The organism is Salinicola sp. 4072 (assembly GCF_036663415.1).
Lineage (GTDB): Bacteria > Pseudomonadota > Gammaproteobacteria > Pseudomonadales > Halomonadaceae > Salinicola > Salinicola salarius_A.
In genome coordinates this window covers 35,514-60,492 of record NZ_JAXOVV010000007.1, presented here as the reverse complement: position 1 = coordinate 60,492, position 24,979 = coordinate 35,514, and the positions used below count along the sequence as shown (strand labels likewise).

Below are 24,979 nucleotides of genomic sequence, written 5' to 3'. Positions count from 1 at the left end.
GCGGGCAATCACTCCTGGCCGCGCTGGCGCGCGGTGATGGCCTGGGCGCGGTCGGGATCGACCCACCACACCGTGAAATCGGGCGTATAGCGCGGGAACGGCCGAGGGTAGTCGAACTTGTCCCAGACGGCGACGCGAGTGCCGTCGAAATTCCATTGCGGCACCACATAGAAGCCCCACCGCAGAACCCGGTCGAGTGCCCGGGAGGCGGCATCCAGCGTCTCTCGATCGTCCGCCTGGATCAGTTCATCGACCAGGACGTCTACCACCGGATCCCGCACGCCCGCCAGGTTGCGGCTCTGGGGCACGTCGGCATAGTCGCTGGTCCAGAAGTCGCGCTGCTCGTTACCGGGATTGGCCGATTGCGGAAAACTGCCGACGATCATGTCGAACTGGAAATGGCGCAGGCGGTCGAGATACTGGTTGACGTCGACCACGCGGATCTTGCTCTCGATGCCGAGCCGCTCCAGATTGCGTATGAACGGCTGGGTGATGCGCTCCCACTGGCTGTCGTAGAGCAAAAACTCCAGCGTGAAAGGCCGGCCCGTCTCGAGGTTCACCAGCTTGCCGTCGCGGACGTCGTAGCCGGCCTCGCGCAGCAGTTCGAGCGCCTGACGCAGACGCGGACGCAGCGCCTCCGGGTGGGGCATCGGCAGGGGCTGGTCGAATACGGCGGCGGGCAGCTGGTCGCGATAGGGTGCCAGCAATTCAAGCTCGCCGTCGCTGGGCAGCCCGGTTGCGGCCATCTCCGAATTCTGGAAAAAGCTCTCGGTGCGCTGGTAGGCCCCGTAGAAAAGATGGTGGTTGAGCCAGTCGAAATCGAACGCCAGCCCCAGCGCTCGGCGCACACGAGGATCCGATAGCTTGTCGCGGCGCGTATTGAACACGTAACCCTGCATTCCCGCCGGCTGGCCGTCCGGCACGATCACCCGCTGGATCGCGCCGTCCTCGACGGCCGGCGTATCGTAGGCGGTCGCCCAGTTCTTGGCGCTGCTTTCGATGCGCATGTCCAGCGCGCCGGCAAGAAAAGCCTCCAGCGCCACCGACTGATCGCGGAAGTAGTCGTAGACCAGCCGGTCGATATTGTAGCGCCCGCGATTGAGCGGCAGATCCCGTCCCCAGTAGTCGTCGACGCGCCGATAGACGATACGCCGGCCAGGGTCGACTTCATCGATCTCGTAAGGGCCTGAGCCCAGGAGCTTGTCGAGCGTGGGTCTGGTGAAGTCCCTGTCCTGCCAGTAGTGCTTGGGCAGTACCGGCAGTTGCCCCAGGATCAGCGGCAGCTCCCGCGACTGGTTGTTGGAAAAGGTGAACCGCACGGTGCGCTCGCTGAGTGCCGAAGCCGATTCGACACTGGCGTAGTAGGCGCGATAGAAGGGCGAGCCCTTGTCGCGGAGCAGCCGGAAGCTGAACACCACGTCCTCGGCGGTGACTGGCGAGCCATCGTGGAAGCGCGCCTCGGGCCGGAGATCGATCTCCATCCAGTGACGGTCGGGATCGAGCCGGATGCCGCCGGCCAGCAGCCCGTACATGGTGAAAGGCTCGTCGGCGCTGGATTCCATCAGCGTGTCGTAGATCTGGTTGAGGCCGTCGGCAGGCGTGCCCTGGATGATGAAGGGATTGGTGGAATCGAAGCTGCCGTTGGCCGCCCGGCGCAGCGTCCCGCCCTTGGGGGCAGCGGGGTTGGCGTAGGGCAGGTGATCGAAGTCGGCGGGCAGTGCCGGATCGTCATAGAGCGCGATGGCATGCACGGTGGGTACGTCAGCGCTCTGCCCCGGCGTTTCTGTCGGCTGGGCGCTGACCGGCGCCGACAGCGGTATGGTCAGCGCCAGCGCGGCAGCAGCCAGGAGCCATCGGAATCCAGCCATTTTCGATATCCTTCATCTCTGTGCGAGCGCCCGTGTGGACGCCAGACGTTGTGAATCGTTGTACCGCTAAACGCTGCCCTGTCAAAGCGCGATCGATGAGAAACGCTATCGACGATCGCCGTTTTGCGCCAGCGTCGTGGCGGGCACGGAAAGCGTCTGTCCGATACGGATGGTACTTCCCTTGAGGCCGTTTTCGCGGCGGATCTCGCCGACGCTGGCGCCGAAGCGTGCGGCGATGGCGGAGAGGGTATCGCCGCGACGAACCACATAGTGGTTGAGCGCCGTACGCTCCGCGGCGGGTAGCGTTGCCAGATTGGCGAGAAAGCGCTGCTTCGCTGCCGCGGGTACCAGCAGGCTGGCGTCGTCCCGCGGGCGCGTCGAGGCCCGCTTGAAGCCGGGATTCAGGTCGCGCAGCGTCTGCGGGTCGACGCCGGCGAGGTCCGCTGCCATCGACAGCGTCAGCGGGCCGCCGGTATCGACCTGGGCAAACTGGGTCTTGTCGGGAATCGAGGGCAGCGCCACGCCGTACTGTTCCGGCTCGGCGATCACCTCGGATAGCGCCAGCAGGCGCGGGATGTACGCCATGGTCTCCGCGGGCAGGCGCAGGTGCCAGTAGTCGATCGGGTCGCCGCGATTGGCCGCGGCGTTTCGGGCGGCATTCACGGTGCCGGCGCCCGCGTTGTAGGCGGCCAGCGCCAGCAGCATGTCACCGTCATACCAGCGGTCGGCCTGTTGCCGGATGTAGTTCATGGCGGCGTCGGTGGCGGCGACCACGTCGTGGCGGCCGTCGTACCAGGCCGTGCGCGACAGGCCCATGGCATCACCGGTGCCAGGCATGAACTGCCAGAGGCCCGCTGCCCCGCCCGGATTGGTGGCCGTCGGGTCGTAGCCGCTTTCGATGAAGGGCAGTAGCGCGATCTCGCTGGGTAACTGATGGGCCTCCAGTCGCCGGGTGACCCAGCGAAGCCAGGGCTTGGCCTGTTCCGCCACCTGCTCGACGTGCTGTGGGTGCTCGCGATACCACGCCAGCCACTCGGCCACGCGGGGGTTGGCCGTCTCGTGGGACATCCGGAACCCTTTGCGCAGGCGGTTCCAGACATCGGGCGCTCGACGCTCCTGGAGCACCAGCGAAGACCAGAAGGTACGTTGTGAAGCGCCGCTTGCGGCCTCCGGCGCCGTCTTGGCCATGGCGGCCACGGGAAGCGCGGACAGCAGCAGACTACCGGCAAGGCCGACGAAGACATGGCGGCGCCTCGGTGGGAAATTCATTCGTTCAAGATCCTTGGTAACACGGTCACCGCAGTGGACAGGTCGACAGCGAATCACGTCGTCTCGCTCTGCGATGCTAGAAACGATCCTTCCATGCGCGCAGCGTGGCAAAGGCGGCCATGCTGTCATCGACGGGTCCTTGCTCACGCAATGTCTCGCGCAGGCCTGGCTCGTCGACGCGCAGGAAAGGGTTGATCTGGCGTTCGCGGCCCAGCGTGGTCGGCAGCGTGGGCCGATCCAGATCGCGGGCGGTCTGGCACTCGCGCCGGTAGGCGTCGCGAACGGCGTTGTCGGGCTCGGCGGCCGCGGCGAAAGCCAGATTGGCGAGGGTATATTCGTGGGCGGCAAACACCAGGGTGTCTTCCGGCAGTGCGTCGAGTTTTGCCAGCGAGTTGCGCATCTGCTCGGGGGAGCCTTCGAACAAGCGCCCGCAACCGCCTGAGAAGAGCGTATCACCGGCAAACAAAAGCCCTGGTGTGCCGGGGGCATAGAAGGCGATATGATCCAGTGTGTGGCCGGGGACGGCGTAGACTTCGAAGCGGCGCCCCAGAACGCGACATTCGTCACCTTCACCGACGCGATGGTCGATGCCGGAGATAGCGTCGCTGGCGGGGCCGTAGACCGTGGGAGCGTAGCGCTCGATCAGTTCCTTCAGCCCGCCCGTGTGGTCCTGATGGTGGTGGGTGATCAGGATGGTGTCGAGCGTCAGGTTTTCCTGTTCCAGCCAGGCAATGACGGGCTGGGCGTCACCGGGGTCGACGACAGCGACGCGCTCCTGCGAGTCCTGGCGCAGCAGCCAGATGTAGTTGTCCTGGAACGCGGGAATCGGCTTCACGGTCAACATGTGGCATTCTTCTCCGGCAGGTTCGTCTGTGGATTCGGGTATCGAGGGTCGAGCCGTTGGTCTGACCTCGTGCAGCACGCGCGGGTTCCCGCAAGGGATTGCCTGCCTTCACGCCGTCAGGTTCAGCGGCGGGCTGCCGTCCAAAAAGCGATAACCTTGGGGAGTAAAGCCGTCCGTGTCAATCTCGCCGCCGGATCAAAGCCTGCAGGCAGCCGTCCGCCAGGGGCGCCGGTTCTGGGCATCGCCGCCCGGACAGGCGCTGTGGCGTGCCGAGCGCGCTTGCCTGGGGCCGCATTGCGAGCAGCATCGCGGCATGGTGAGCCTGCAACTGGGCATGGCACCGTTGATGAGCGACATGTGCCCGATTCGCCATTCGCTCGACTGGGCGCCTTCCACCGAACTCGTTCGCACCGAGAACTGCCTGGTCTGCCTGCCCGGCAGCCTGCCGCTCGCCGACGATAGCGTCGACCTGGTGGTGTTGCATCACCTGCTGGAGGCTGTGGACCAACCTCACCACGTTCTGCAGGAAGCGGCTCGCGTGACGCGTGACGACGGTCGTCTGGTGATATTCGGCTGGCATCCCTTCGGGCCGACCGGCCTGCGCCGGCGCTATCACCCCGCGCCGTGGCAGCACCAGTGGCGAACGCCAGCGCGCCTGCGGGACTGGCTGACGTTTGTCGACTTCGAGATCGAGCGGGTAGACTATTGCGGTTTTAGGTTGCCCGGCCGCGCGCTGGGCAGCGACCGTCTGGAGACGCTCGGGCGCCGCTACAACCTGCCGCTGTCCTCGGCCTATCTGGTGGTAGCAAGCCGGCGCAGTATTCCCGTCCAGCCGATCAAATTGCGCGCCCCGGTGCTCGGTGGCGGCAAGTCCGGCGCCTGGCTGGGGCTGGCCAGGGAGACCCGGCCGACCGGTCATCACGGTTGTCAGACATCGAATCGAACGTCGATGCAGGCCGCGGGCCGCATAGCGGCCGACGCTGCGGCGCCGCTGACGCCGGGAACGGCAGGCGAGCCGTGTCGCTCGTCGAAACGTGAGTCTCTCGTCGAAACGTGACCATGCCGAGCGCCAGGATGAAGCACCCGCTAGATCTCCGCAGACGACTGCCTGAGCTCCACGACCGCCTGACATCATAGACAGCCGTCATCACCAGAAGACCAGAAGCGTCATCACCAGAAGTGTCATCACCAGAAGCGTTATCACCAGAAGAGAGTCCGTCTTGCCAGCTCCGAATTCCGAATCGCCGACGATGCCCGCCGTGACCATCTATACCGACGGAGGTTGCCGCGGCAATCCCGGCCCCGGCGGCTGGGGGGCGTTGCTGGTCTCCGGTCGACACGAGAAGCCGATGAAGGGCGGCGAGGCCGAAACCACCAACAATCGCATGGAGCTGATGGCGGCGATCCAGGCCCTGCGTGCGCTGGACCGGCCCTGCCGCGTCGCGCTGTGGACGGATTCCCAGTACGTTCGCAAGGGCATCACCGAATGGATACACGGCTGGCAGAAACGCGGCTGGAAGACCGCGGCCAAGCAGCCGGTCAAGAATGCGGAACTCTGGCGGGAACTGCTTGCCGAAACGCATCGCCACGCCATCGAGTGGCACTGGGTCAAGGGTCACAGCGGCCATGAGGGAAACGAGGCCGCCGATCGGCTGGTCAACGAGGCGATCGACGAAGTCATCGCAAAGCGTCGGTCTTCGGCACGATAATCTGGTCTTTCATGCAGCGGTCCGAACACCATAAGTCGTGATCCTGTCGTCAAAACACGAATGACTGCCGCCAGGCACAAGCGAGGAAAACGTATGCGCCAAATCGTCATGGATACGGAAACGACCGGTATCGACCCGCGAGAAGGCCATCGCATCATTGAGATCGGCGGCATCGAACTGATCAATCGCCGTTTTACCGGGCGCACCTATCATCAGTACGTCAATCCGGAGCGGGATATCGAGGCGGAAGCCGTCGAGATCCACGGCATCACCAACGAACGAGTCGCCAACGAGCCCGTGTTTGCCCAGATCGCCGACGAGCTGTGGGAATTCATGCGCGGCGCGCAGCTGGTCATTCACAATGCGCCGTTCGATGTCGGCTTCTTCGATCACGAGTTCAAACTGCTGAAGGCGGTGCGTGGCGAGCCGGTGCTCGGCCCCGTGGCCGAGCATTGCAGCGTGCTGGATACGCTGAAGATGGCTCGGAAGATGCATCCGGGGCAGCGCAACAGTCTCGATGCACTGTGCAAGCGTTACGATATCGACAACGGCCAGCGCGTACTGCACGGGGCGCTGTTGGACTCCGAGATCCTGGCTGAGGTCTACCTGGCCATGACCGGGGGGCAGACCGCATTGTCGCTCGCCGGTAACGACGACGGTGATGACCGCGCGCCCGGCGCTGCCAGCGGCATGCGTCGGGTCGAACGAAACGGCGTGCCGCTGGCGGTGCTCAAGCCGAGCGAAGCCGAGTGGCAGGCTCACCAGCAGCGGCTCGAGCAGATCCGCCAATCGGCCGGGCAGTGCCAATGGGATGCCCTGGAAATGCCGGAGACCCAACACTGATGCTACACCGCGAGATACCGCCGATGGATGTCGTCGGCGGCTGGTTGCTGCGCATGGGCGAGAGCGGGGTTGCGCGGGCTGAATCCGGCAGCATGCTCGTCTATTGCGAACGATGGCCTGAACAGGCGCTGCGGCTGGGATACTGGCACGGCGAGCCGGTGGCCGTGGTGGTCGAGACAGACGGCGAAGACTGGCCGCCGTTTCGCGACTGGCTGGCACAGGCGTCGGCCTCGGAAAGTGAGCTGCTGGCGACCGCGCTGCAGGTGACACGGTGGGAGCGGGATCATCGCTTCTGCGGCCGTTGCGGTCACGCCACGCGGCGGCTGTCCCACGAGTTTGCCATGCAGTGCGACAACTGCGGCCTGCGCGGTTATCCCCGTATTTCGCCTTGCATCATCACGCTGGTGACGCACGGCAGGGACATGCTACTGGCGCGCAGCCCGCGATTCCCACCGCAGCGCTACTCGACGCTGGCGGGTTTCATCGAACCTGGAGAGTCGGTGGAAGCGGCCGTGCGGCGGGAAGTGATGGAAGAGGTCGGCGTCGAGGTGGGACGGGTGAGTTTCTTCAAGAGCCAGTCCTGGCCGTTCCCGCATTCGTTGATGATGGGGTTCTTCGCCGAGGCGGCCAGTCGTCGAATACGGATCGACGGCGAGGAAATCGTCGACGCGGCCTGGTTCACCCCGGAAAAACTACCTCAACTGCCGCCAACCTATTCGATTTCACGGCAGTTGATCGAGACACATCGCGGGGCGGTCGCCATACGCTGAACGTATCGGTTCAGACGGCGGATTTTCCGAACAGCTTGGGGAGCCGGCTGGCAAGGCCGATGTCTCCCTTGACCTTCACCTTGCCGGTCAGCAGCGCCTGCATGGCATTGAGTTCCTTTCTCACCAGTTTCATGAGCGTGGTGGTATCGCTCGAGATGGTGACGCTGGGCTCGGGGTGGCGCCCCGGCTGGATGTCGAGCGAGCCATGATCGATCGTCATGTGGTAGTCGTCGACATCGTCGAGATCGAACTGATAGACGGCCGAAACCGTCTCGGCAGCCTCGGTATCGAACCGGGCACGAAGTTTGGCGATCAACTGGTCGTCATCCATGATGATGTCTCCTGTAACAGAAGCGCTAAGCAAATCATCGCCGCTATTGCCATGCAAGCGGTGGAAGCGGGGAAGGCGATTTTCTTCGATGCCTCTGTCGAGAACGGGAATGTTCCGAGCCCTGCGAATCTCGATCCAGCAGCGACGGCAATTTGAACGGATAGTGAACGGCCGGGGCCGTGAATGGTTAGAACGATGAACGGCCAGGATCATGACTGGCTAGAACAAGGAGTATGACGTGATCGAATGGTTGGCCGACTACGGTCTCTTTCTCGCCAAGACGGCGACACTGGTGATCGCCCTCGGTGTGATTCTGATGCTGATCGCCCTCGGGCGTCGCAAGGGGCAGGGCAGCGCCGGATCGACGCTGAAAGTCGTCGAACTGGACGAGCGTTTTCAGCGTCGGCGTCGTCAGCTGCATCTGGCGGCGGTGCCCAAGGCAGGCCGACGCCAGTTGGCCAAGCAGTTGCGGAAGTCTTCCAAACTGGCCCACAAGCAGGAGGCGAAACGCGAGGCCGAGCGTGTCTGGGTGCTCGATTTCGAGGGTGACCTGAAAGCTTCCGGAACGCCGGCGTTGGCCGAGCTGGTATCGCTGCTGCTGGAAGAGATCAGGAGCGGAGACGAGATCGTGTTGCGTCTGCAGTCCGGCGGTGGCCTGGTGCACAGCTACGGCCTCGCCGCGGCGCAGCTGGATCGCCTTCGTGATGCCGGTGCCCGCCTGACCGTATGCGTGGACAAGGTCGCGGCCAGCGGCGGCTACATGATGGCGTGTTGTGCCAACCACGTGATTGCCGCCCCGTTCGCGGTCATCGGCTCGATCGGCGTCGTGGCGCAGATACCCAATGTCCATCGGCTGCTCAAGAAGCACGATGTGGATGTCGAGCTGCTGACCGCCGGGCGCTACAAGCGCACGTTGACGGTGCTGGGCGAAAACAGCGAAGAGGGGCGTGCCAAGTTTCTCGAGGATCTCGAGTCCACCCACGACCTCTTCAAGCATTACGTGGCCCAGCGGCGGCCCAACCTGGATATCGAGGCCGTCGCGACAGGGGAGATCTGGTATGGCAGCGAGGCGCTCGACGCCGGCCTGATCGATGCAGTGGGAACCAGTGACGCCTATCTGCTGGAAAAGCAGCGCCAGCAGGCACGCGTGCTCAATGTGGCGCTGGCATCACGTTCTGGCCTGATAAGCAAACTGGGTAAAGGCATGGAGAGCGGTCTGGAAAGAAGCGTGGACCATATTCTCCAGCGGGTCGAGGATCTGCGCTGGCAGCGCCGCTGACCCGCTCGGCACCGCCCGGCAATAGGCAAGCCGGGCGAAAGCGGCTCAGGCGATATCCAGTTTGCCGAGCGTCTGGATCAGGCGCTCGGCGACGTCGCCGTGGAGCGAGTAGTAGATCACCTGCGAGCTGCGGCGGGTCGTTACCAGGCCTTCCTGGCGCAGAACGGCAAGATGCTGTGATAGCGCCGATTGGCTCAGCGTCATTTCTCTATTGATCTGACTAACGGAATGCTCACCCTGCATCAGCAGGCAAAGAATACGCAATCGGCTCTCATTGGCGATCGCTTTGAGAGTCGCAGTGGCAGGACCGATCTGGTGGTCGCCGAGTGGGGTAATCATTGTCGTCATCGTGAAATTCCGCGTGCGCGTTGGCGGATCGCCTACACTGAACCCGCTGTTCAGTCATTGCTGATATTAGCGTGATGTAACTGAACGTTACAATGCTTTTTGGCGCGTATCTCCCGGGCGGCTGGTGATCGCAGTCGGGAGTCCCTATAATCGGCGCCCGCTTCAAGCCATCCGGCCACCATCGCCATTCAGAGGGTTCCCTAACCCCTCGGCCAACTCCGGTAATAGCTCTTTGAAAATGAGAGCTACGGCAAACGAAAAAGGTCTCTCATGTTGACACTCGACAATCGACAACGCCGACTCGCCCTGCTGTGGCTGGTCAGCTTCCACGTGCTGGTGATTACTGCCAGCAACTATCTGGTCCAGCTGCCGTTCACCCTATGGGGGCTCCATACCACCTGGGGGGCGTTCAGCTTTCCGTTCATTTTCCTGGCCACCGACCTGACGGTCCGATTGTTCGGCAAGGCGCCGGCAAGAAGGATCATCGCCAGGGTCATGGTGCCCGCGCTATTGATCTCCTATGCCGTGTCGGTGCTGTTTCAGCAGGGCCGGTTTCAGGGAGTGGAGGCGCTGGCCCAGTGGAACCTGTTCGTCGGTCGAATCGCGCTGGCCAGTTTCATGGCTTACGTGCTGGGCCAGCTGCTCGACATTCACGTGTTCGACCGGCTGCGCCGGCTCCGCGCCTGGTGGGTCGCGCCGACGCTCTCCACGATTCTCGGCAACCTGGCGGATACCTTCGCGTTCTTCGCCATCGCCTTCTGGCAGGGCCCCGATCCGTTCATGCGTGAGCACTGGGTGGAGATCGCCTGGTTCGACTACGCGGTGAAGCTGTCAATCAGCCTGATCTTCTTCCTGCCGCTGTACGGCGTTCTGCTGGCCTACCTGGGACGTCGCCTGCTGACGCAGGGGGATCGGCTCAATCTTCCTGGCTTGTCGCGCCAGCGAGGATAGCCGTCGCCGATTGTCGTCGCGCAGCGCAGGTCATCGAGCGCTGACGGCGTCTGCCCGCGTAGGGGCGGAGTCGAGTCCCGGGTTTTGTTATCCTTGACCGACCTGGCGGCCTCTCGAGCCGCCGGATTGGATTTCAGGAGGGATGACGTTGCAACTTCACTGTATCGATACCGGCGTCGCGGAGAGCGTCGATACCGCGATTCCGCTGGTCGTGCTGCACGGGCTGTTCGGTAGCGCCGACAACTGGCGCTCCCACATCAAGCAGTGGCAGGTCGATCGACGCGTGATCGCCGTCGACCTGCGCAATCATGGCCGCTCGCCTCACGTCGAGGGGATGCGATACGCGGCGATGGCGTCCGATGTCGTCGCGTTGCTGGACGAGCTCGATGTCGAACGCTTCGACCTGCTGGGGCATTCGATGGGCGGCAAGGTCGCGATGACGCTGGCACGGCTTCATTCCGCGCGGGTGGCGCATCTGATCGTCGCCGACATCGCGCCGGTGGCGTACGAGCACGGCCACGACGAGATCTTCGCGGCGATGCGTCGGGTCGAGACGGGGCAGCCGACATCCCGTCGCGAAGCCGCGGCGATAATGGAAGAAGAGATCGAGAGCGCGCCCACGCGTCAGTTTCTGGCGACCAATCTGGTGCGCGGCGACGATGGCGTCATGCGCTGGCGGGTCGGGCTCGACGAGATCGGCGCGGGGTACGAGGACATCATCGCACCGCCCGATGGCGATCAGCCCTTCGAAGGTCCGGCCTTGCTGATTCGTGGCGGTGACTCGCACTACGTTCTGGATCGTCATCGCGACGCGGTCGCAGCAATCATGCCCAACGTCGAATGGCAGACCCTGGAAGGCGCCGGCCACTGGCTTCACGCCGAACAGCCGGAGGCGTTCCGCGATGCCGTGAATCGCTTCACCGCCGCTTCCTAGCGACCCGTCGTCATGTCGGCTCGGTTCTATAACGGGTCGACTCCGCCATCGATTGGGATCGGCTCGATACCTGCGTCATCGGACGAGATGAAACGATTGAGGATACGATAGGTATCGATATCGAAACCGAGAGTGTCAGGCAAGGTGTCCAGATCATCGAGTCGTTCGACACTGCCTTGATAGTGCCAGTGATCGACGATGTGCAGGCCGACCTCGCCCTGATGATCGCTTTCCCTGAAGGCGACGCGGCCGGGCCAGGGCCAGTTCTCGATGCGCAGTTTCTCCATGGCATTCCGCGCTCGCTGGGTATGCGCTTCCAGGCTTTCCATCCCGCAGCAGGCGCCGAGGCAGCGGCCGATCTGATAGCCGAAGCAGCGTCCCTGTCCGGTTTCCAGCCCCAGGACACGCAGACACAGCGATTCGTCGTTGGCGATGTCCCGGAGCGTCATCTGGGCATCGCGGCGATTCCGAAACAGGCCGTAGAACCGTGTCCGTGCCGTTACCACCCATTGGCCGTCGGTGAGCGTCGGGCGATCATCGCCGTCGGGCCAGTTCCAGCTCACCATGCGTACACGCTTGCGTAGCTGCCGGTTGTAGAGCGGCACCCATCGCTTGATCAGGTCGGCCTCCAGCAACTGAGCGCCCAGGTCGCCGCTGGTTCGCATCCACGCGATGCGCCGGGTCTGCGCCATCATCTGGTCATGGCGACGGGAAACCGGCTGCTGCACGTGACTGCGAACACGGCTGCGCATGTTGATGCTCTTGCCGACGTACAGCGGCAGTTCATTCTGACCGAAGAAGACGTAGACCCCGGGCCGCGCAGGCAATGCCCCGAGGTCGTCGACGGTCGTGCTCGGCAGCGCCTGGGTCGGATCCTGCCGCGGGTCGTAATGCAGTGCGTCATAACGCGATGATATTGAACTCATATCACCAATCTAGACGATCTTTCGCTAGGGTGCGTTGAGATCCACTGCGAGGCGGGAGACCGGGCTCTGGGCCTTGACCTGGCCTCGTTCGAGCAAAAACGCCTCGAAATCGCGGTAGCGTTTACTGTCGAGTGCCGCCGGACGCAAGGCGAAGCGGGGCAGTGTGGCTTTCCAGGCGGCCGCGTTGAGCGGCGTATCCAGCGCCGGATCGTAGGCGATGAAACTCTGCCATGCGTCGTCCGGATGATTGATGATCCAGGATGTCGCCTCGCCGATGGCGTCCATGAAGCGTCGGTCGGCTTCGCGGTGCTGGTCCAGCGTCTCGCGATTGGCGACGAAGATCAGTTCGTCGTAGGTGGGCACGCCCTGTTCCTCGATATAGAACGCCTTGCCTTCGACCCCTTCCTGTTTCATCTGCGCCGGCTCGAAGTTACGGAAGGCACCGGTGACGGCGTCGACCTTTTCGCTGATCAGCGCCGGCGTCAGCGAAAAATTGACGTTGACCATGTCGACGTCGTCCAGGCTCAGGCCGCTGTTCTCGAGCATGGCCGACAGCAGAACCTCTTCGACGCCGCCGACTGAGTATCCGACCTTCTTCCCGGCGAGCTGGGAAAGGTCTTCGATACCGCTATCCGCGCGTACCAGCAACGCGTTCAACGGCGTCGCGATCAGTGTGCCGACGCGAACGACCGGAAGCCCCTGATCTACCTGCAAATGCAGCTGCGGCTGATAGCTGACCGCAAGATCGATCCGCCCGGCGGCGACCAGCTTGGGCGGGACGCTGGGATCGGCCGGGGCCTGAATGTCGACATCCAGTCCGCGTTTCTCGAACAGCCCGCGCTGCTTGGCGATGACGATCGGCGCGTGAACCGGATTGACGTACCAGTCGAGCATCACGCTCAGCGGAATCATCTGTGGCGGCGCCAAGGCATCTTCGTCTTCCTGCGCCAAGATCGGCGTCGCCAGGATCAGGCCCAGCAGCGCCAGGCTCATCGCCAGTCCGCGCCGCCACAGTGTCGATCGTTGGGTTGCACGTTGGGTTGCCATTGCTTGTTCCCCTGTCATTTTGATGTATTCATGAAGGCATGCATGGTTGATACGATTCGCTGGAAAGACCCGGTGTGATCTCGTTTCAAGGCCCGGATTCCACGCGATCCCGGTGCCAGGGCATCGACAGCCTCAATGCCGCATCGACGCCGAAGTAGAGCAGGACGGCAAACGCCACGAGCACGACCAGAGCGGCAAACATCAGGTCGATCTGCAACCGTGCATTGGCATTGAGCATCAAGTAGCCCAGCCCCTGGCTGGAGCCGACCCACTCACCGATCACCGCGCCGATCGGCGCCGCGCTGGCTGCCATCCGCAGCCCGGAAGCGAGCGACGGCAGGGCGGCCGGCAGTTGCACCTTCAGCAGCTGCTGGCGCCGGCTCAGCCCGAAGGTGCGGGCCAGATCGAGCCAGCCTTGTGGTGTCTGCCGCAGCCCGTCGTAGCCGGTCGACGCGACCGGAAAGTAGATGATGACCATGGCCATCAGAATCTTCGGGCCCAGGCCGTAACCGAGCCACAGCATCAGGATTGGCGCCAGCGCGAACAGCGGGATGGCCTGACTGATCAGCAATAGGGGCAGTAGCGTGCGGCGCAGGGCGCGGAAGCGAGCCAGCGCCAGCGCCGTTGCCAGCCCCAGCAGGATGCCGCCGATCAGCCCGGCCACTATCTCGATGGCGGTGATGCCGGCATGATGAGCAAGCAACGCGCGCTGTTCGATCAGCGCGCTACCGACGGCCGTCGGCGAGGGCAGGATGTAGCGTGGCACGCCGGTCAGCATCAGTACCAACTGCCAGATGGCAACAAGGACGACGAGCGCCCCCACGGGGCGAACGAGTCGGCCCGGTGCAATCTTCTCAAGCATGTGCCGACTCCTGCAGCCGAGTGACGAGCTCGGCCTGACGACGCTGCAGGTCGACATTGTCGAGCGGGCGCGGGCGAGCGCCTTCGGGCACGGGTATCGATACCAGGTGGGCGGGCTCACCCTGCAGGATCAGGATTCGATCGGCCAGGCGCAGCGCCTCGAGCGGATCGTGCGTCACCATGATTACCGTGCGGTCGGCCAGGAGCCGGCTGGCAAGGTCATGCAGCTCCAGCCGGGTAATGGCGTCGACCGCCGAGAAGGGTTCGTCCATCAGGACGACGCTGGCATCCTCGAACAGCGTGCGGGCGAGGGCGACGCGCTGGCGTTGCCCGCCGGAGAGTTCGTCCGGCCACTGGCCGGCTTTGTCGGCGAGACCGACCTGGTCCAGCAGGCGCTCGGCATGCTGGCGATCCTCGGGCTTGGGTCGCCCTCGCCAATGCGCACCCAGCATCACGTTATCCACCACGCGCTGCCAGGGAACGAGAAGGTCCTGCTGCGCCATCCAGGCGAGACGGCCCGCCAACGGCGCGCCGTCGCTGGTAGCGAGATCGAGATGATGGTTGTCAGGCAGTCTCAGGCTGGCGATCATGCGCAGCAAGGAACTCTTGCCGCTGCCGCTGCGACCGAGCAGGCAGGTCCAGCTGCCCGCATCGAACCGGGCCTGAAGCCCGTGGAACAACGGGCGATCGCCGAAGGTCAGCGAAGCCTGGCGGACGATGAGTCCGGGTGGTGGCATGACAACTCCCATCGGGGCCGGGCGAAGTCATGCGAGAACTGCTGGCATTTCCTCCGCCGGTATTAGCCGGTTCAGGTTCAAGGGTTGTGCATACCGCACTCTCAGCCCGTCGCATGGGCACCCCTATCCAGTGCCTGCGATTGTACGCCGACCATCACCGCCTGCCCACCGGCGATGATCGGACCGACACAAGGACGAAGTGCATTGACGATGCGAGACCTTGCGATCCGCGCGGATGACGAACTCACCCGGCGCATGACAGCGTTGACGGGCAAGTCGCTGACGCCGTTGGCGCTACGCTGGCCGGACAGCGCCAACTGGCTGTGGCGTAGCGAAGAGCTTTCCCCGCAGTTGCTGAAGTTGGCGAGGAGATCGCCCGCAAACGACGGTTTCTGGTGGGGTATCCAGCAGCTGTTCGGGTTCGACCGTTGGCAAGTTCCCGAGGCCCTGACCCGCGTGCCGGGGTGGCTGCCACCCCATTTGCCGATGGCGCCGCTGCCGATGACGTTCCTCGACCGGCTGCAGCAGGCGCCGCTCTGGAGCCTGCCATGGCGTCATGCCGCCCCGCCTGTAATGAGCGAGACGTTGGCCGCGCGACTCGGCGATCAACTGGCGCTACTGCACCAGGAGGCACAGCCGGGGTTTGGTCACCCAGTTGGTGACATCTCGCCGCTGTCGAGTTGGCCGGAGCGTGCTCGCGCTTTCGTGGAGAATCACCCCCGGCGCGACTGGATAGGCCACATGCCGAGCTGGCCGCAGCCCGCGAAGAGCGTCTGGTGCCTGCCGGATCTGCGCAGCGATCAATTTCTCGAAGGCGCGACGGACTGGCTATGGAGCGACTGGGAAGCGCTGGTGTGGGCGCCGCTGGAGCTGGATCTCTGCCTGCTAGAACTGCTGCTGGAAAACGCCGGCCACCGCGATGCCTTCATCGCCGCTTATGGTCGCCGTCATCCGATACCGGATCTCACCGACTATCGCCCCGGAATGCGAGCGCTGGCGGTGCTGCTGGCGCTGCATGGAGAAGGCGCCGGGGAGCGGGTGATCGCCCATCCACACTGGCTAGAAGATTAAATTTGCAGCAATTTTCGACCCCGCAAGACTTCGCCTGCATGGCATACTAGGGTCTGTTGCCGTTTCATGCACGGCCGCGCCGGAACCAGTTTTTGTGCGGGGCAAGGCGTGAGGAATGTGATTTGGTCGTTCCAAATGAATGACGAAAAATGCAGCACCGTGCAAAAACCGGCCCGGCCCTTCGGGTTGCGCGGCAAATGGCGCCATGCGGCGTTGCGGGATTGGAAAAGGGAACCACCCTTATCGGCATCCCGCGCCTGGCCTGACACCATTTGGCGCAGCAACGCGGTTCGCGCCGAAACGGCAACAGACCCTGGATCATCCCGACTCATAACCGATGGCTGAGAATTGGACTCGATCAATAGCCTGTTTCTTGTGTGTGGGGCACTGATAGCCCTCAGTATTCTGGCCAGCCGGGTGTCGTCCCGGATCGGCGTACCGCTGCTCGTTCTCTTTCTGGGCCTGGGTATGCTCGCCGGGGAGGAAGGTGTACTCGGCCTGCAGTTCGATGATTACTCTCAGGCGTTTCTGATCGGCCACCTGGCGCTGGCGATGATTCTGCTCGACGGCGGCCTTCGCACGCGCTTCCGGACCTTCCGCGTGGGGCTCAGGCCGGCACTGTCGCTGGCCACCATCGGGGTCTTCCTGACCAGCGGTATTCTGGGCCTGCTGGCCATGTGGCTAATGGATCTGACGCTTACCGAAGGCTTGCTGGTGGGGGCGATCGTCGGCTCGACGGACGCCGCAGCGGTCTTCTCCATGCTCAAGGGGCAGGGCGTCAATCTCAACGAGCGCGTGGGGGCAACGCTCGAGATCGAATCCGGTACCAACGATCCGATGGCGATCTTTCTCACCATCACTCTCGCCGAATTGCTGACCGGTGCCGTCGGAGGTGTATGGGAGACGCTGATGCGCTTCTTCCTGCAGTTCGGGCTGGGGCTTGCCGTCGGGTTGGGCGGCGGCTGGGTATCGGCCAAGCTGCTGCGTTATCTGGATCTGGCACCGGGGCTCTATTCGCTGTTGGCGCTCGCGCTGGGGTTCTGCATTTTCGGCGCCACCAGCGCTGCTGGCGGCAGCGGCTTCCTGGCCATCTATCTCACCGGTCTGATGATCGGCAACCAGCCCGGTCGCCATCTCACGCATATTCTTCCCGTCCACGACGGGCTGGCCTGGCTGAGCCAGATCGGGTTGTTCCTGGTGCTGGGTCTGCTGGTCACGCCGTCGGAGATGATCGATTACGCGATACCGAGCGCCATCCTGGCCGTGGCGTTGATCGTGCTGGCACGTCCCGTCGCGGTGGTGGCTTCGCTGGTGCCGTTCTTCAATTTCCGGTGGCGAGAGATCGGTTTCATTTCCTGGGTCGGGCTGCGCGGGGCCGTTCCCATCGTGCTGGCGATCTTCCCGGTCATCAGCGGTGTCGAGAACGCCACGCTCTATTTCAACGTGGCGTTCTTCGTCGTCCTGATCTCGCTGCTGCTGCAGGGCTCGACACTGGCGCGGGTCGCCCGCTGGATGCGGGTGGTGCTGCCGGAAACCACGACGCCCGATCGACGCGGGCAACTGGGCGTGCTGCCGGAGAACGACTACGAGATGTTCGTCTACAAGGTCGAGAATGAATCCCTCGATGACGTGCCGATTCGCCTGCTGCGCCTGCCATCCGGTACGCTGATCTCGGCGATCTTTCGCCAGCACGCCATGCTGCACCCCAAGGGGAGTACGCGCTTGCGGCTGAGTGACGTGATTTGTCTGATCGGGCGGACCGGCGATCTGCCATCGCTCAACCGGCTGTTCAACGGCGAGGCCAAGCTCAAGCGGGAGCGTGCGTTCTTCGGTACCTTCACGCTGGATGGCGAGGCCCTGATGCAGGAAGTGGCCAACGCCTACGGTTTGACGCTGAGTCCCGGAGAGCAGGAGATGACACTAGGGGAGTTCGTGGCGCTGCGCGTCGGCGGCCATCCCGTGGTCGGGGACGACGTCGACTGGCATGGGTTCCACTGGGTCGTCAGCGAGATGGAAGGGAATCGCGTCACGCGAGTGGGTCTACGTCTCTATCATTGATCGTCGAAGCGGCTGGGCTTCGCTTCTGAAACAAGGCTACGGGGGCTGCATTAATGGCCCCGTAGCGGCGTCTGGTGTCTGTGTAGTTGTGTAGTCGAAAAAGCGTATTACTCGACGTCTGCATCGTCGGTGGGGTGGTCCAGCCGCTTGCCAGTCTCCCGAGACGTCATGCTGTTCATGCTGTCGGCTCGCTTCTGTGCCTGGGCGGCTTCCGGAAAATGCCCCAGGCTGCCACCCGTGTCGCCATCGTAGACCTCATAGCTGACCTGTTGGGGGTTGCCGGGTAGATGTGTCTTTCTGATCTCGACGAACGGTTCTGCCATGATGGAATCCTCCAGGAAAGACATCGATTTTCAGGTTAGTTGAGACGCCGGCGTTGTACAGCGAATCCATCGGCCGGGTGAGGCGCTTCATGCTATGGGAGGCGCCTCGAGCGAAGTGGAGCGCGGCGGCTTGGGCGAGTGCTTGTGAGTCCACGAGGGCCGCGAAGTTCAATCCGGATCCAGATCCCACTGCAAACCGAACTGAAGGCCATTGATCGCTTCGTCGATGAAGCCACTACCTTGATCGTTGCGGCTATCGTCAGCCAGTTCCAGTGCCATTTGCCTCTGGGGGTCCGGCCAACCCAGGCGCGCCATGCATAGCTGATATTCACGTTCGCCAGCGATCTGGTGCGTCTGACGCTCGCAGGTATTGCTGTCCCGCAGGAAATTCGTGGCTGTCAGCCGCGGCGTCGCCGACACGCAGCCTGCCAATAGAAGAAAAACGACAAAGAAGATTAACGCGCGGTGCATTGGCAACATCATTAGAGACTAGTCGCAGGGTAGCACCGTCCGCCCCCCTATCCGCATCATCAATCAAAAAAACGAATGAAGGATATCTCTGCTTCGATCCCGCGCAGACACCTTCGGCGATCTGAATCACGAAGCGAGGCCCGAGGTGGGCGAGCACCAGTTGAGCAATACGTCATGGCGGGTGATGTGAATGACACGGATGCTATCACTGTCTTCGAACTGCTCGACAAACCGTTCCCAGGCATCGACGGGCTCTCCGTCCCCTCGGCTGATCGTCACCTGATGACGACGATTGGCGTGTGCCACAGAGATGAGCTTTTCCGCCCGGCGTACGAGTCTGGCTTCAGGCGTTGGGAAGAGGATGACCATCGAACGCTCCGAGATGACTGTTCATGCATACAGTATCGGTCAGGAGAGAGGCGAACACAAACGGAACGCTCAACCGAACCGAGCGGGTAGACGCCTTGCACCGCCATATCGAACCAAGCCCGCACGGTCTCCGGTGCTGAAAGCGAACTCAGTGCGGATGGCTCTCCATGTACGACTGGATGGCGGACATGGTGGTCTGCATATCATCGCAGAACGACTGGGACGGCTGGAAATCGGCGCCGCTCGCCAGCTTCTTCATCTCCTCGTCATGGTTGGAAACCCGACCATTCTCGCGCAAGCCCCTCGCCATGCTCGCCAGTTCCTGCTGGGTCTGCTGGGGGTCGTCACTGCTGGCGATGAACGCCTCGATCTGCTGCGTCTGCTCGCCGACATGTTTCATCAAGCTATCTGCCGAGCATTCGAAGTCGGCCGCAGACGCCTGGGTTGACCCGATGATGGCGCCCAGCGCCCCGGCAACGAGAATATTTTTCATGGAATTCAAAACGATACCTGTCTTCTGATGAATGGTATCCACTATGACAGTTTTGGCGGTCGCTCTCTAGCGTGGGCGGCGTTTTGGCTGGGCGATTAGTGAAGCCTGATGGATGTCGATCTACAGAGCGATGTTGAATGAGAGCCTGGCCTGCCTAGATGTCTTCACTAACATAAAGATGGAAAAGGACACATTGTCGTGTGTGTGCCAGTAGCAGAAGAGAAATGGATTGAACAATCCAGAAACGAAAAAAGGCCAGCTAAGTAGCTGACCTTTCTCGAAAAAAAAATGGCGGAGGGACAGGGATTCGAACCCTGGGTAGGCTATTAACCTACGCCGGTTTTCAAGACCGGTGCATTCAACCGCTCTGCCATCCCTCCGTCTTACGGCGAGGCATAGTACCAGCTCGGTCGAGAACGTCAATGGGTTCTTTAGCTTTCAATAAGTTATTTCTTTCCCGGGGGCTTCCGTAGCGCTTGTCAGGGGAACTTTGCAAGGGCATTCTGGTCTATGGGTGAGTTTCAATAGAACTGAGGGGACTACAATGGATTATCGAACATCGCACGACGTCGCCGATCGTCGATCGAGCGCGGTCAGCACCAACAAGGTGTTGCGCAACACCTACATGTTGCTGGCCATGACACTGCTGTTCTCCGCCGTGACCGCTGGCGCTGCCGTGGCCATGGGCGTTACGCAACTCAACATCTTCGTATTTTTCATCGGCGCATACGGTCTGATGTTCCTGGTGCACAAGACGGCCAACTCCGGCGCGGGCATTGCGGCAACGTTTGCCTTCACCGGTTTCATGGGCTTCACGCTGGGGCCGATCATCGACCTCTACCTGTCGATTCCCAACGGCGCACAGCTGGTCATGACGGCGATGGGCATGACGGCGGCCACGTTCCTGGGGCTTTCCGCCGTTGCGCTGATCACGCGCAAAGACTTCAGCTTCCTGGGTAACTTCATGATGGCGGGTGCCATCGTGCTGGTACTGGCCATGGTGGCGGCGCTGATCTTCAACATCCCGGGGCTGGCGCTGGCGGTTTCTGCCGGTTTCGTGCTGTTCTCCTCGGCGGCGATCCTGTACCAGACCAGCGAGATCGTGAATCGCGCGGGTGAGACGAACTACATTCTCGCGACCATCACGCTGTATGTGTCGATCTACAACCTGTTCGTGAGCCTGCTGTCGATCCTGGGCGTAATGTCCGACGACTAGCATCCAGCTCGATGGTTCCATCGACGGCATCGAGGCCCCACTACGGTGGGGCCTTGTCGTTTGGTACCATGGCGTTTTGGGATTCACGAAACGGAGCGACCGATTGCCGATGCTGACCTACGCTCTGTTGGTGCATGCCGCGCCTTACAGCCATCAATCCGCGCTCTCGGCGCTTCGTTTCGCGGAAACCGTCGTGGCGAGGGGGCACCGTCTGAAGACGGTCTTCTTCTATCATGACGGGGTCCACAACGCCTCGGCGCTGATGTCACCGCCGCAGGACGAAGTACACCTGGCCGATGGCTGGAAGCGCCTCCACGAAGTACATGGCGCCGAACTTCTGGTGTGCGTGGCGGCGGGGTTGCGTCGGGGCGTGCTGGATACCAGCGAAGCCAGCCGTCACGGCTTGGCTGCGCATAGCGTCGAGCCACCGTTCGAATTGACCGGCGTCGGCCAACTGGTCGATGCCATGCTAGCCAATGATCGACTGATCACCTTTGCGCCATGACGACTTTTTCTGATATGGAAACCGTTTCTGATGTAGAAACCGTGCCGCAGGACCTGCTGATCGTGCTGCGCCATCCGCCACACGGCTCGCAATGGCTTCGCGAGGGGCTCGACGTCGCGCTGGTGGCGGCCGCCTTCGGCCAGCGGGTCGGGTTGCTGTTCCAGGGCGACGGTGTCTACGCGCTGCTGAAAGATCAGCAGGCGGGTGCCTTGGGGCAAAAGGGCACCCACCCGCAGATGGCGATGCTGGAGATGTATGACATCGACATGCTTTGGGTCAGCGAGACGGCGCTCGCCGAGCGGGAGCTTTCGGCCGACGACCTGATGTTGCCGATGGTGCCACTGAATGCCGAGGCGGTGGCCGAGCTCTTCGCGCGCCATCCTCGTACCTTGATCTTCTAGGCCCGGAACGACGCCAATGCTGTTGCATCTGCTCAATCGATCCCCGCAGTCGCTATCCGTCTATCGAGAACTGGGCGAAGCCTTCGGGGCCGACGATCATCTTCTATTGATCGAAGACGCCTGTTATGCGGCGCTACCGTCGGCCAGCGCCGCGCTCGAGCCCTTCGGGGGGCGCGTGTCGGTGCTGGCGGAGGATCTGGCATCCCGGGGGCTGGCCGAGCGGGTCAGCCCGGCCATCGCGGTCGTCGACATGAACGGCTTTCTGTCGCTGACGGAAAGCCATCAACGCTGTGTGAGCTGGTTCTAATGGCAACGACAACTGCAAGAACACTGTTGGTGGAAGGGCAGCCCATCGCGCTGGACCCGGAGGGGTACCTGGTCTCTCTCGACGACTGGTCGGAAAGCGTCGCCGAAGCGCTGGCGGCGGATGACGGTCGTGAGCTGACGCCGGCCCATTGGGAAGTGATCGCGGTATTGCGAGACTTCTACCAGCGCTTCGAGGCCGCACCGGCCATGCGCCCCTTGGTCAAGGCAGTGAAGCAGTCGCTGGGCGAGGAGAAGGGCAGCTCGATCTACTTGATGCAGCTGTTCCCCGAAAGCCCGGCCAAGGTCGGCGCCAGGCTGGCCGGCCTGCCCAAGCCGACCAACTGTCTCTAGCGCCGGTTACCAGACTTCATGAACTTTCTCGCTCACGCCTGGCTTTCGCGCCACGGCAGCGATGAATTCCTTTACGGCAACCTGATCGCCGACGGGGTCAAGGGGGCGGATCTCGAATCGTGGCCGGCAGCGGTCGCGTCTGGCATTCGTCATCACCGTCAGGTCGATGCCGCCATCGATCGGCACGCGGAAGTGTTGCGCCTGCTGCAGATGGCGCCGAAAGCCCAGCGGCGTTTCGCCGGTATCGCGCTGGATGTGGTGTGGGATCATTTTCTCGCCAGCCGTCATCCGGATGCGGCACTGGTGGAACGCTGTTACCGGGTCCTTGGCGAGCGGCAGGCGCCGGCGCGCCTGGAGAGGATGGTGCCAACGCTGATCGACGGCGACTGGCTGCGATGTTATGCCGATTTCGATTTCACCTGTCGCGCCATCGCCGGCATCGGCCAGCGCTTGCGCGGCCCCAACCAGCTCGCCGCGCTGACGCCCTGGCTGCGTGACGAGTACGACAATCTCGAAGCCGCTTTCGTCACGCTATGGCCCGACATGCAGCGCCGGTTCCGTGACTGAACCGACGCTTGCCGCCAGTCTTCAGTATTGAAGCCAGAGACAGTCGACACGATCGCCGGGACGGATATGGCTGTCGGACGGGATCACGGCGAAGGCATTGGTGGCCGCGCAGGAGGTCAGTACCGCCGAACTCTGTTCGGGATAGAGGCTGGCAGTGACTCGCTCTCCCTCGAACGCCAGACTGGCACGCATGTAATGGCGCCGCCCCTGTGTCCGGGTTTCGAACTGCGCTTCGGCGCTGACCACCGGTAGCGACAGCCTGTCGCTGCAGCCCTGCAGTTTGCCCAGCAGCGGGCGCAGATAGAGCCAGGCACCGACATAGCTCGAAACCGGATTGCCGGGCAGGCCGACCAGTCGGGTCCGGCCGATCGTTCCCAACGCCAGCGGCTTGCCCGGCCGCATCGCCAGGCGCCAGAGCGAGAGCTCGCCCAACTGCTCGAGCGCCGGCTTGACGTGATCCTCCTCGCCGACACTGACGCCGCCCGTGGTGACGATGACATCGGCCTTGGCCGCAGCTTCCCGCAGGCGCGCCAGGGTGGTATCGAAATCGTCGGCCACCTTGACCTGGCTGACGAGATCGCCACCGAAGCGGCGGATCAACGTCGCCAGCATCGGCCCGTTGCTGTTGTAGATCTGTCCGCGCGCCAGCGCCTGGCCGGGCTCGACGATCTCGTCGCCGGTGAGCAGCAGCGCCACCTTCGGCCGCCGCACCACATTCACCGTCGAGAAACCCTGTCCGGCGAGCAGCCCCAGGGCCGCGGCGCCGAGCCGCGTGCCGGCGGCCAGCAGAGGCTGCCCCGTGGCCACGTCCAGCCCACGGCGACGCACGTTCTGGCCAATCTGGGTCACCGGGACGATCGCGTCGTCGCCGTCCAGCTCGACGTTTTCCTGAATCGCCACGCAATCCGCGCCAGGCGGTATTTCGCTCCCCGTGAAGATTCGAGCACAGGTGCCGGGCGTCAGCGGCTGCGGCGGCTGGCCGGCGGGAATGCGCTGGGAGATCGGCAAGCGCTTGCCGCTGTCTCCGCTGAACAGCGCATAGCCGTCCATGGCGCTGTTGTCGGCCGGCGGCACGTCGATGGCGGCTTCCATATCGTCGGCGAGCACGCGATCGTCGGCATCGAGGCAGGCAATTCGCTCGCTCTCCAGGCGCCCGACGCCGTCGAGCAGCGCCTCTAGTGCCTGCTCGACACTCTGGAGTCCACTTTGGGGTTGCTCAGCCATGGCTATGCGTCCCCCTCTCGGGAATCACCAGGTTGGCGAAATTGCAGGGACGATGGCGGCTGTCCAGCTGCTCCTTGAGAATGCGATCCCAGCCGGTGCGGCAGGCGCCGGTCGAACCCGGCAGGCAGAAGATCACGGTGGCATTGGACAGACCGCCCAGGCAGCGGCTCTGGACGGTGGAGCTGCCGATCTCCTCGAACGAGAGCTGACGAAACAGTTCGCCGAAGCCTTCGATACGCTTGTCGAGCAGCGGGGCGATCGCTTCCGGGGTGGAGTCGCGTCCGGTGAAACCCGTGCCGCCCGTCGTCAGCACGACCTGCACGTCGTCATCGGCAATCCATCCGGCGACCACGGCACGAATCCGGTAGACGTCATCCGGCACGATGCACTTCTCGGCCAGCCGATGGCCGGCTGCCTCGAGGGCTTCGACGAGTGTCTGTCCGGAGCGATCGCTGCTCTCGTCACGCGTGTCCGAGATCGTCAGTACCGCGATCGACAGCGGAATCAGGGGCGAGTCGCTCATGAATTCTCCTTGCTGCCGTTGGCCTCGGCCTTGCGAGCCTGGCGTGCTTCCAGCGCGGCGAGCTGCTCGTCGCTGGCCGGGGCCTGATAGTGCATTTTCCACTCGGAATAGGGCATGCCGTAGACATATTCGCGCGCTGTCTCGTAATCCAGTTCGGTGCCGCGCGCTTCGGCCGCGCTGACCAGCCATTTGGACAGGCAGTTACGGCAGAAGTCGGCCAGGATCATCAGATCGATGTTCTGGACATCCTTGTTGTCGTCCAGGTGACGAAGCAGACGGCGAAAGGCGGCGGCTTCGAGTTCGGTGCGGGTCTGGTCGTCGAGGTGATGCATCGGGGACTCCCGTCGTTGCTGGAGATGAAATCGGGGATTAATAACGGTAGAA

General features: G+C 63.1%; 31 protein-coding genes, 1 tRNA gene and 1 riboswitch. Of the genes, 15 read left to right on the top strand and 17 right to left on the bottom strand.

The window, feature by feature from the left end:
- Nucleotides 1-8: 8 nt before the first annotated feature.
- From R3F72_RS07235 to gloB, 3 genes are all read right to left on the bottom strand, one after another.
- Nucleotides 9-1,868, bottom strand: a complete 1,860-nt coding sequence (locus R3F72_RS07235; protein ID WP_332779295.1) for an extracellular solute-binding protein — start codon at nucleotides 1,866-1,868, stop codon at nucleotides 9-11.
- A 105-nt stretch (nucleotides 1,869-1,973) separates the two neighbouring features.
- Complete coding sequence (locus tag R3F72_RS07230) at nucleotides 1,974-3,137, bottom strand: transglycosylase SLT domain-containing protein (RefSeq protein ID WP_332779294.1); 1,164 nt, start codon at nucleotides 3,135-3,137, stop codon at nucleotides 1,974-1,976.
- Between the two features lie 76 nt (nucleotides 3,138-3,213).
- Nucleotides 3,214-3,981 carry a hydroxyacylglutathione hydrolase gene (gene gloB / locus R3F72_RS07225; RefSeq protein ID WP_087719430.1) on the bottom strand — a complete coding sequence of 256 codons (768 nt, stop codon included), beginning with the start codon at nucleotides 3,979-3,981 and terminating at the stop codon, nucleotides 3,214-3,216.
- A 175-nt stretch (nucleotides 3,982-4,156) separates the two neighbouring features.
- On the opposite strand from gloB, the gene R3F72_RS07220 reads away from it, so the two are divergent.
- The 4 genes from R3F72_RS07220 to nudC all read left to right on the top strand — a co-directional run bounded on the left by R3F72_RS07220 (nucleotide 4,157) and on the right by nudC (nucleotide 7,303).
- Nucleotides 4,157-5,038 carry a class I SAM-dependent methyltransferase gene (locus R3F72_RS07220; protein ID WP_303853276.1) on the top strand — a complete coding sequence of 294 codons (882 nt, stop codon included), beginning with the start codon at nucleotides 4,157-4,159 and terminating at the stop codon, nucleotides 5,036-5,038.
- Between the two features lie 193 nt (nucleotides 5,039-5,231).
- Nucleotides 5,232-5,690: a ribonuclease HI gene (rnhA, locus tag R3F72_RS07215; protein WP_071231233.1), complete on the top strand. Its 459-nt coding sequence runs from the start codon at nucleotides 5,232-5,234 to the stop codon at nucleotides 5,688-5,690.
- A 93-nt stretch (nucleotides 5,691-5,783) separates the two neighbouring features.
- Nucleotides 5,784-6,533: a DNA polymerase III subunit epsilon gene (dnaQ, locus tag R3F72_RS07210; protein WP_071231232.1), complete on the top strand. Its 750-nt coding sequence runs from the start codon at nucleotides 5,784-5,786 to the stop codon at nucleotides 6,531-6,533.
- Nucleotides 6,533-7,303 (top strand): NAD(+) diphosphatase, encoded by a 771-nt coding sequence (nudC, locus tag R3F72_RS07205; RefSeq protein ID WP_087719427.1) that lies wholly within the window; start codon nucleotides 6,533-6,535, stop codon nucleotides 7,301-7,303. The genes dnaQ and nudC overlap by 1 nt, the downstream gene beginning before the upstream one ends.
- Before the next feature lie 10 nt (nucleotides 7,304-7,313).
- Here the strand turns inward: nudC and R3F72_RS07200 are convergent, their stop codons facing one another.
- A complete protein-coding gene (locus R3F72_RS07200; RefSeq protein WP_179208896.1) occupies nucleotides 7,314-7,634 on the bottom strand; it encodes an SCP2 sterol-binding domain-containing protein in 321 nt (106 codons plus the stop codon).
- A gap of 238 nt (nucleotides 7,635-7,872) precedes the next feature.
- Between R3F72_RS07200 and sohB the strand changes: the two genes are divergently transcribed.
- Nucleotides 7,873-8,913: a protease SohB gene (gene sohB, locus R3F72_RS07195; protein WP_071231229.1), complete on the top strand. Its 1,041-nt coding sequence runs from the start codon at nucleotides 7,873-7,875 to the stop codon at nucleotides 8,911-8,913.
- A 45-nt stretch (nucleotides 8,914-8,958) separates the two neighbouring features.
- Here sohB and R3F72_RS07190 read toward each other — a convergent pair whose 3' ends face one another.
- Complete coding sequence (locus R3F72_RS07190; protein ID WP_071231228.1) at nucleotides 8,959-9,261, bottom strand: ArsR/SmtB family transcription factor; 303 nt, start codon at nucleotides 9,259-9,261, stop codon at nucleotides 8,959-8,961.
- A 270-nt stretch (nucleotides 9,262-9,531) separates the two neighbouring features.
- On the opposite strand from R3F72_RS07190, the gene R3F72_RS07185 reads away from it, so the two are divergent.
- Complete coding sequence (locus R3F72_RS07185) at nucleotides 9,532-10,212, top strand: 7-cyano-7-deazaguanine/7-aminomethyl-7-deazaguanine transporter (protein WP_087719423.1); 681 nt, start codon at nucleotides 9,532-9,534, stop codon at nucleotides 10,210-10,212.
- A 142-nt stretch (nucleotides 10,213-10,354) separates the two neighbouring features.
- Nucleotides 10,355-11,146, top strand: a complete 792-nt coding sequence (locus R3F72_RS07180; protein ID WP_087719421.1) for an alpha/beta fold hydrolase — start codon at nucleotides 10,355-10,357, stop codon at nucleotides 11,144-11,146.
- A gap of 26 nt (nucleotides 11,147-11,172) precedes the next feature.
- On the opposite strand, the gene R3F72_RS07175 is transcribed toward R3F72_RS07180, so the two are convergent.
- From R3F72_RS07175 to R3F72_RS07160, 4 genes are all read right to left on the bottom strand, one after another.
- Complete coding sequence (locus R3F72_RS07175; RefSeq protein ID WP_332779293.1) at nucleotides 11,173-12,072, bottom strand: hypothetical protein; 900 nt, start codon at nucleotides 12,070-12,072, stop codon at nucleotides 11,173-11,175.
- A gap of 24 nt (nucleotides 12,073-12,096) precedes the next feature.
- Complete coding sequence (locus R3F72_RS07170; protein WP_247643241.1) at nucleotides 12,097-13,119, bottom strand: ABC transporter substrate-binding protein; 1,023 nt, start codon at nucleotides 13,117-13,119, stop codon at nucleotides 12,097-12,099.
- 85 nt (nucleotides 13,120-13,204) lie between these two features.
- Nucleotides 13,205-13,981 (bottom strand): ABC transporter permease, encoded by a 777-nt coding sequence (locus tag R3F72_RS07165; RefSeq protein ID WP_087719418.1) that lies wholly within the window; start codon nucleotides 13,979-13,981, stop codon nucleotides 13,205-13,207.
- Entirely contained in the window at nucleotides 13,974-14,717 is a 744-nt protein-coding gene (locus R3F72_RS07160; RefSeq protein ID WP_087719417.1) for an ABC transporter ATP-binding protein, read from the bottom strand. The genes R3F72_RS07165 and R3F72_RS07160 overlap by 8 nt, the downstream gene beginning before the upstream one ends.
- A 31-nt stretch (nucleotides 14,718-14,748) precedes the next feature.
- Nucleotides 14,749-14,852: riboswitch (TPP riboswitch) on the bottom strand.
- 120 nt (nucleotides 14,853-14,972) lie between these two features.
- On the opposite strand from R3F72_RS07160, the gene R3F72_RS07155 reads away from it, so the two are divergent.
- Complete coding sequence (locus R3F72_RS07155) at nucleotides 14,973-15,788, top strand: hypothetical protein (RefSeq protein WP_143543273.1); 816 nt, start codon at nucleotides 14,973-14,975, stop codon at nucleotides 15,786-15,788.
- Between the two features lie 348 nt (nucleotides 15,789-16,136).
- A complete protein-coding gene (locus tag R3F72_RS07150; RefSeq protein ID WP_071231221.1) occupies nucleotides 16,137-17,846 on the top strand; it encodes a potassium/proton antiporter in 1,710 nt (569 codons plus the stop codon).
- Nucleotides 17,847-17,953: 107 nt separating this feature from the next.
- On the opposite strand, the gene R3F72_RS07145 is transcribed toward R3F72_RS07150, so the two are convergent.
- From R3F72_RS07145 to R3F72_RS07125, 5 genes are all read right to left on the bottom strand, one after another.
- Nucleotides 17,954-18,169: a hypothetical protein gene (locus R3F72_RS07145; protein WP_139284269.1), complete on the bottom strand. Its 216-nt coding sequence runs from the start codon at nucleotides 18,167-18,169 to the stop codon at nucleotides 17,954-17,956.
- A 168-nt stretch (nucleotides 18,170-18,337) separates the two neighbouring features.
- On the bottom strand, nucleotides 18,338-18,640 hold the full coding sequence (locus R3F72_RS07140; protein ID WP_071231219.1) for a hypothetical protein: 303 nt from the start codon (nucleotides 18,638-18,640) through the stop codon (nucleotides 18,338-18,340).
- Nucleotides 18,641-18,766: 126 nt separating this feature from the next.
- Complete coding sequence (locus R3F72_RS07135) at nucleotides 18,767-19,009, bottom strand: DUF1654 domain-containing protein (protein ID WP_087720369.1); 243 nt, start codon at nucleotides 19,007-19,009, stop codon at nucleotides 18,767-18,769.
- A 148-nt stretch (nucleotides 19,010-19,157) separates the two neighbouring features.
- Entirely contained in the window at nucleotides 19,158-19,502 is a 345-nt protein-coding gene (locus R3F72_RS07130; RefSeq protein ID WP_332779292.1) for a hypothetical protein, read from the bottom strand.
- A gap of 289 nt (nucleotides 19,503-19,791) precedes the next feature.
- Nucleotides 19,792-19,882, bottom strand: a tRNA-Ser gene (locus R3F72_RS07125).
- Between the two features lie 164 nt (nucleotides 19,883-20,046).
- On the opposite strand from R3F72_RS07125, the gene R3F72_RS07120 reads away from it, so the two are divergent.
- The 6 genes from R3F72_RS07120 to R3F72_RS07095 all read left to right on the top strand — a co-directional run bounded on the left by R3F72_RS07120 (nucleotide 20,047) and on the right by R3F72_RS07095 (nucleotide 22,848).
- A complete protein-coding gene (locus R3F72_RS07120; protein WP_087720367.1) occupies nucleotides 20,047-20,718 on the top strand; it encodes a Bax inhibitor-1/YccA family protein in 672 nt (223 codons plus the stop codon).
- Nucleotides 20,719-20,830: 112 nt separating this feature from the next.
- Nucleotides 20,831-21,223, top strand: coding sequence for a sulfurtransferase complex subunit TusD (gene tusD / locus R3F72_RS07115; RefSeq protein WP_087720375.1), 393 nt, complete (start codon nucleotides 20,831-20,833; stop codon nucleotides 21,221-21,223).
- A gap of 14 nt (nucleotides 21,224-21,237) precedes the next feature.
- Nucleotides 21,238-21,624 (top strand): sulfurtransferase complex subunit TusC, encoded by a 387-nt coding sequence (tusC, locus tag R3F72_RS07110; RefSeq protein ID WP_087720374.1) that lies wholly within the window; start codon nucleotides 21,238-21,240, stop codon nucleotides 21,622-21,624.
- Nucleotides 21,625-21,640: 16 nt separating this feature from the next.
- The gene (gene tusB / locus R3F72_RS07105) at nucleotides 21,641-21,931 is read left to right on the top strand and encodes a sulfurtransferase complex subunit TusB (RefSeq protein WP_087720366.1); all 291 of its coding nucleotides are present in this window, start codon (nucleotides 21,641-21,643) and stop codon (nucleotides 21,929-21,931) included.
- Entirely contained in the window at nucleotides 21,931-22,281 is a 351-nt protein-coding gene (locus R3F72_RS07100) for a TusE/DsrC/DsvC family sulfur relay protein (RefSeq protein ID WP_087720365.1), read from the top strand. Before tusB ends, R3F72_RS07100 begins: the two co-directional genes overlap by 1 nt.
- Nucleotides 22,282-22,299: 18 nt before the next feature.
- Entirely contained in the window at nucleotides 22,300-22,848 is a 549-nt protein-coding gene (locus R3F72_RS07095) for an acyl carrier protein phosphodiesterase (RefSeq protein ID WP_087720364.1), read from the top strand.
- A 21-nt stretch (nucleotides 22,849-22,869) separates the two neighbouring features.
- Here the strand turns inward: R3F72_RS07095 and R3F72_RS07090 are convergent, their stop codons facing one another.
- Genes R3F72_RS07090 through R3F72_RS07080 form a run of 3 tightly spaced genes read right to left on the bottom strand, consistent with a single transcriptional unit; the run spans nucleotide 22,870 to nucleotide 24,927 of the window.
- Nucleotides 22,870-24,072, bottom strand: a complete 1,203-nt coding sequence (locus tag R3F72_RS07090) for a molybdopterin molybdotransferase MoeA (protein WP_332779291.1) — start codon at nucleotides 24,070-24,072, stop codon at nucleotides 22,870-22,872.
- Nucleotides 24,065-24,595 carry a molybdenum cofactor biosynthesis protein B gene (moaB, locus tag R3F72_RS07085; RefSeq protein WP_332779290.1) on the bottom strand — a complete coding sequence of 177 codons (531 nt, stop codon included), beginning with the start codon at nucleotides 24,593-24,595 and terminating at the stop codon, nucleotides 24,065-24,067. Before moaB ends, R3F72_RS07090 begins: the two co-directional genes overlap by 8 nt.
- The gene (locus tag R3F72_RS07080) at nucleotides 24,592-24,927 is read right to left on the bottom strand and encodes a DUF1244 domain-containing protein (protein ID WP_087720362.1); all 336 of its coding nucleotides are present in this window, start codon (nucleotides 24,925-24,927) and stop codon (nucleotides 24,592-24,594) included. The genes moaB and R3F72_RS07080 overlap by 4 nt, the downstream gene beginning before the upstream one ends.
- Between the last annotated feature and the right edge of the window lie 52 nt (nucleotides 24,928-24,979).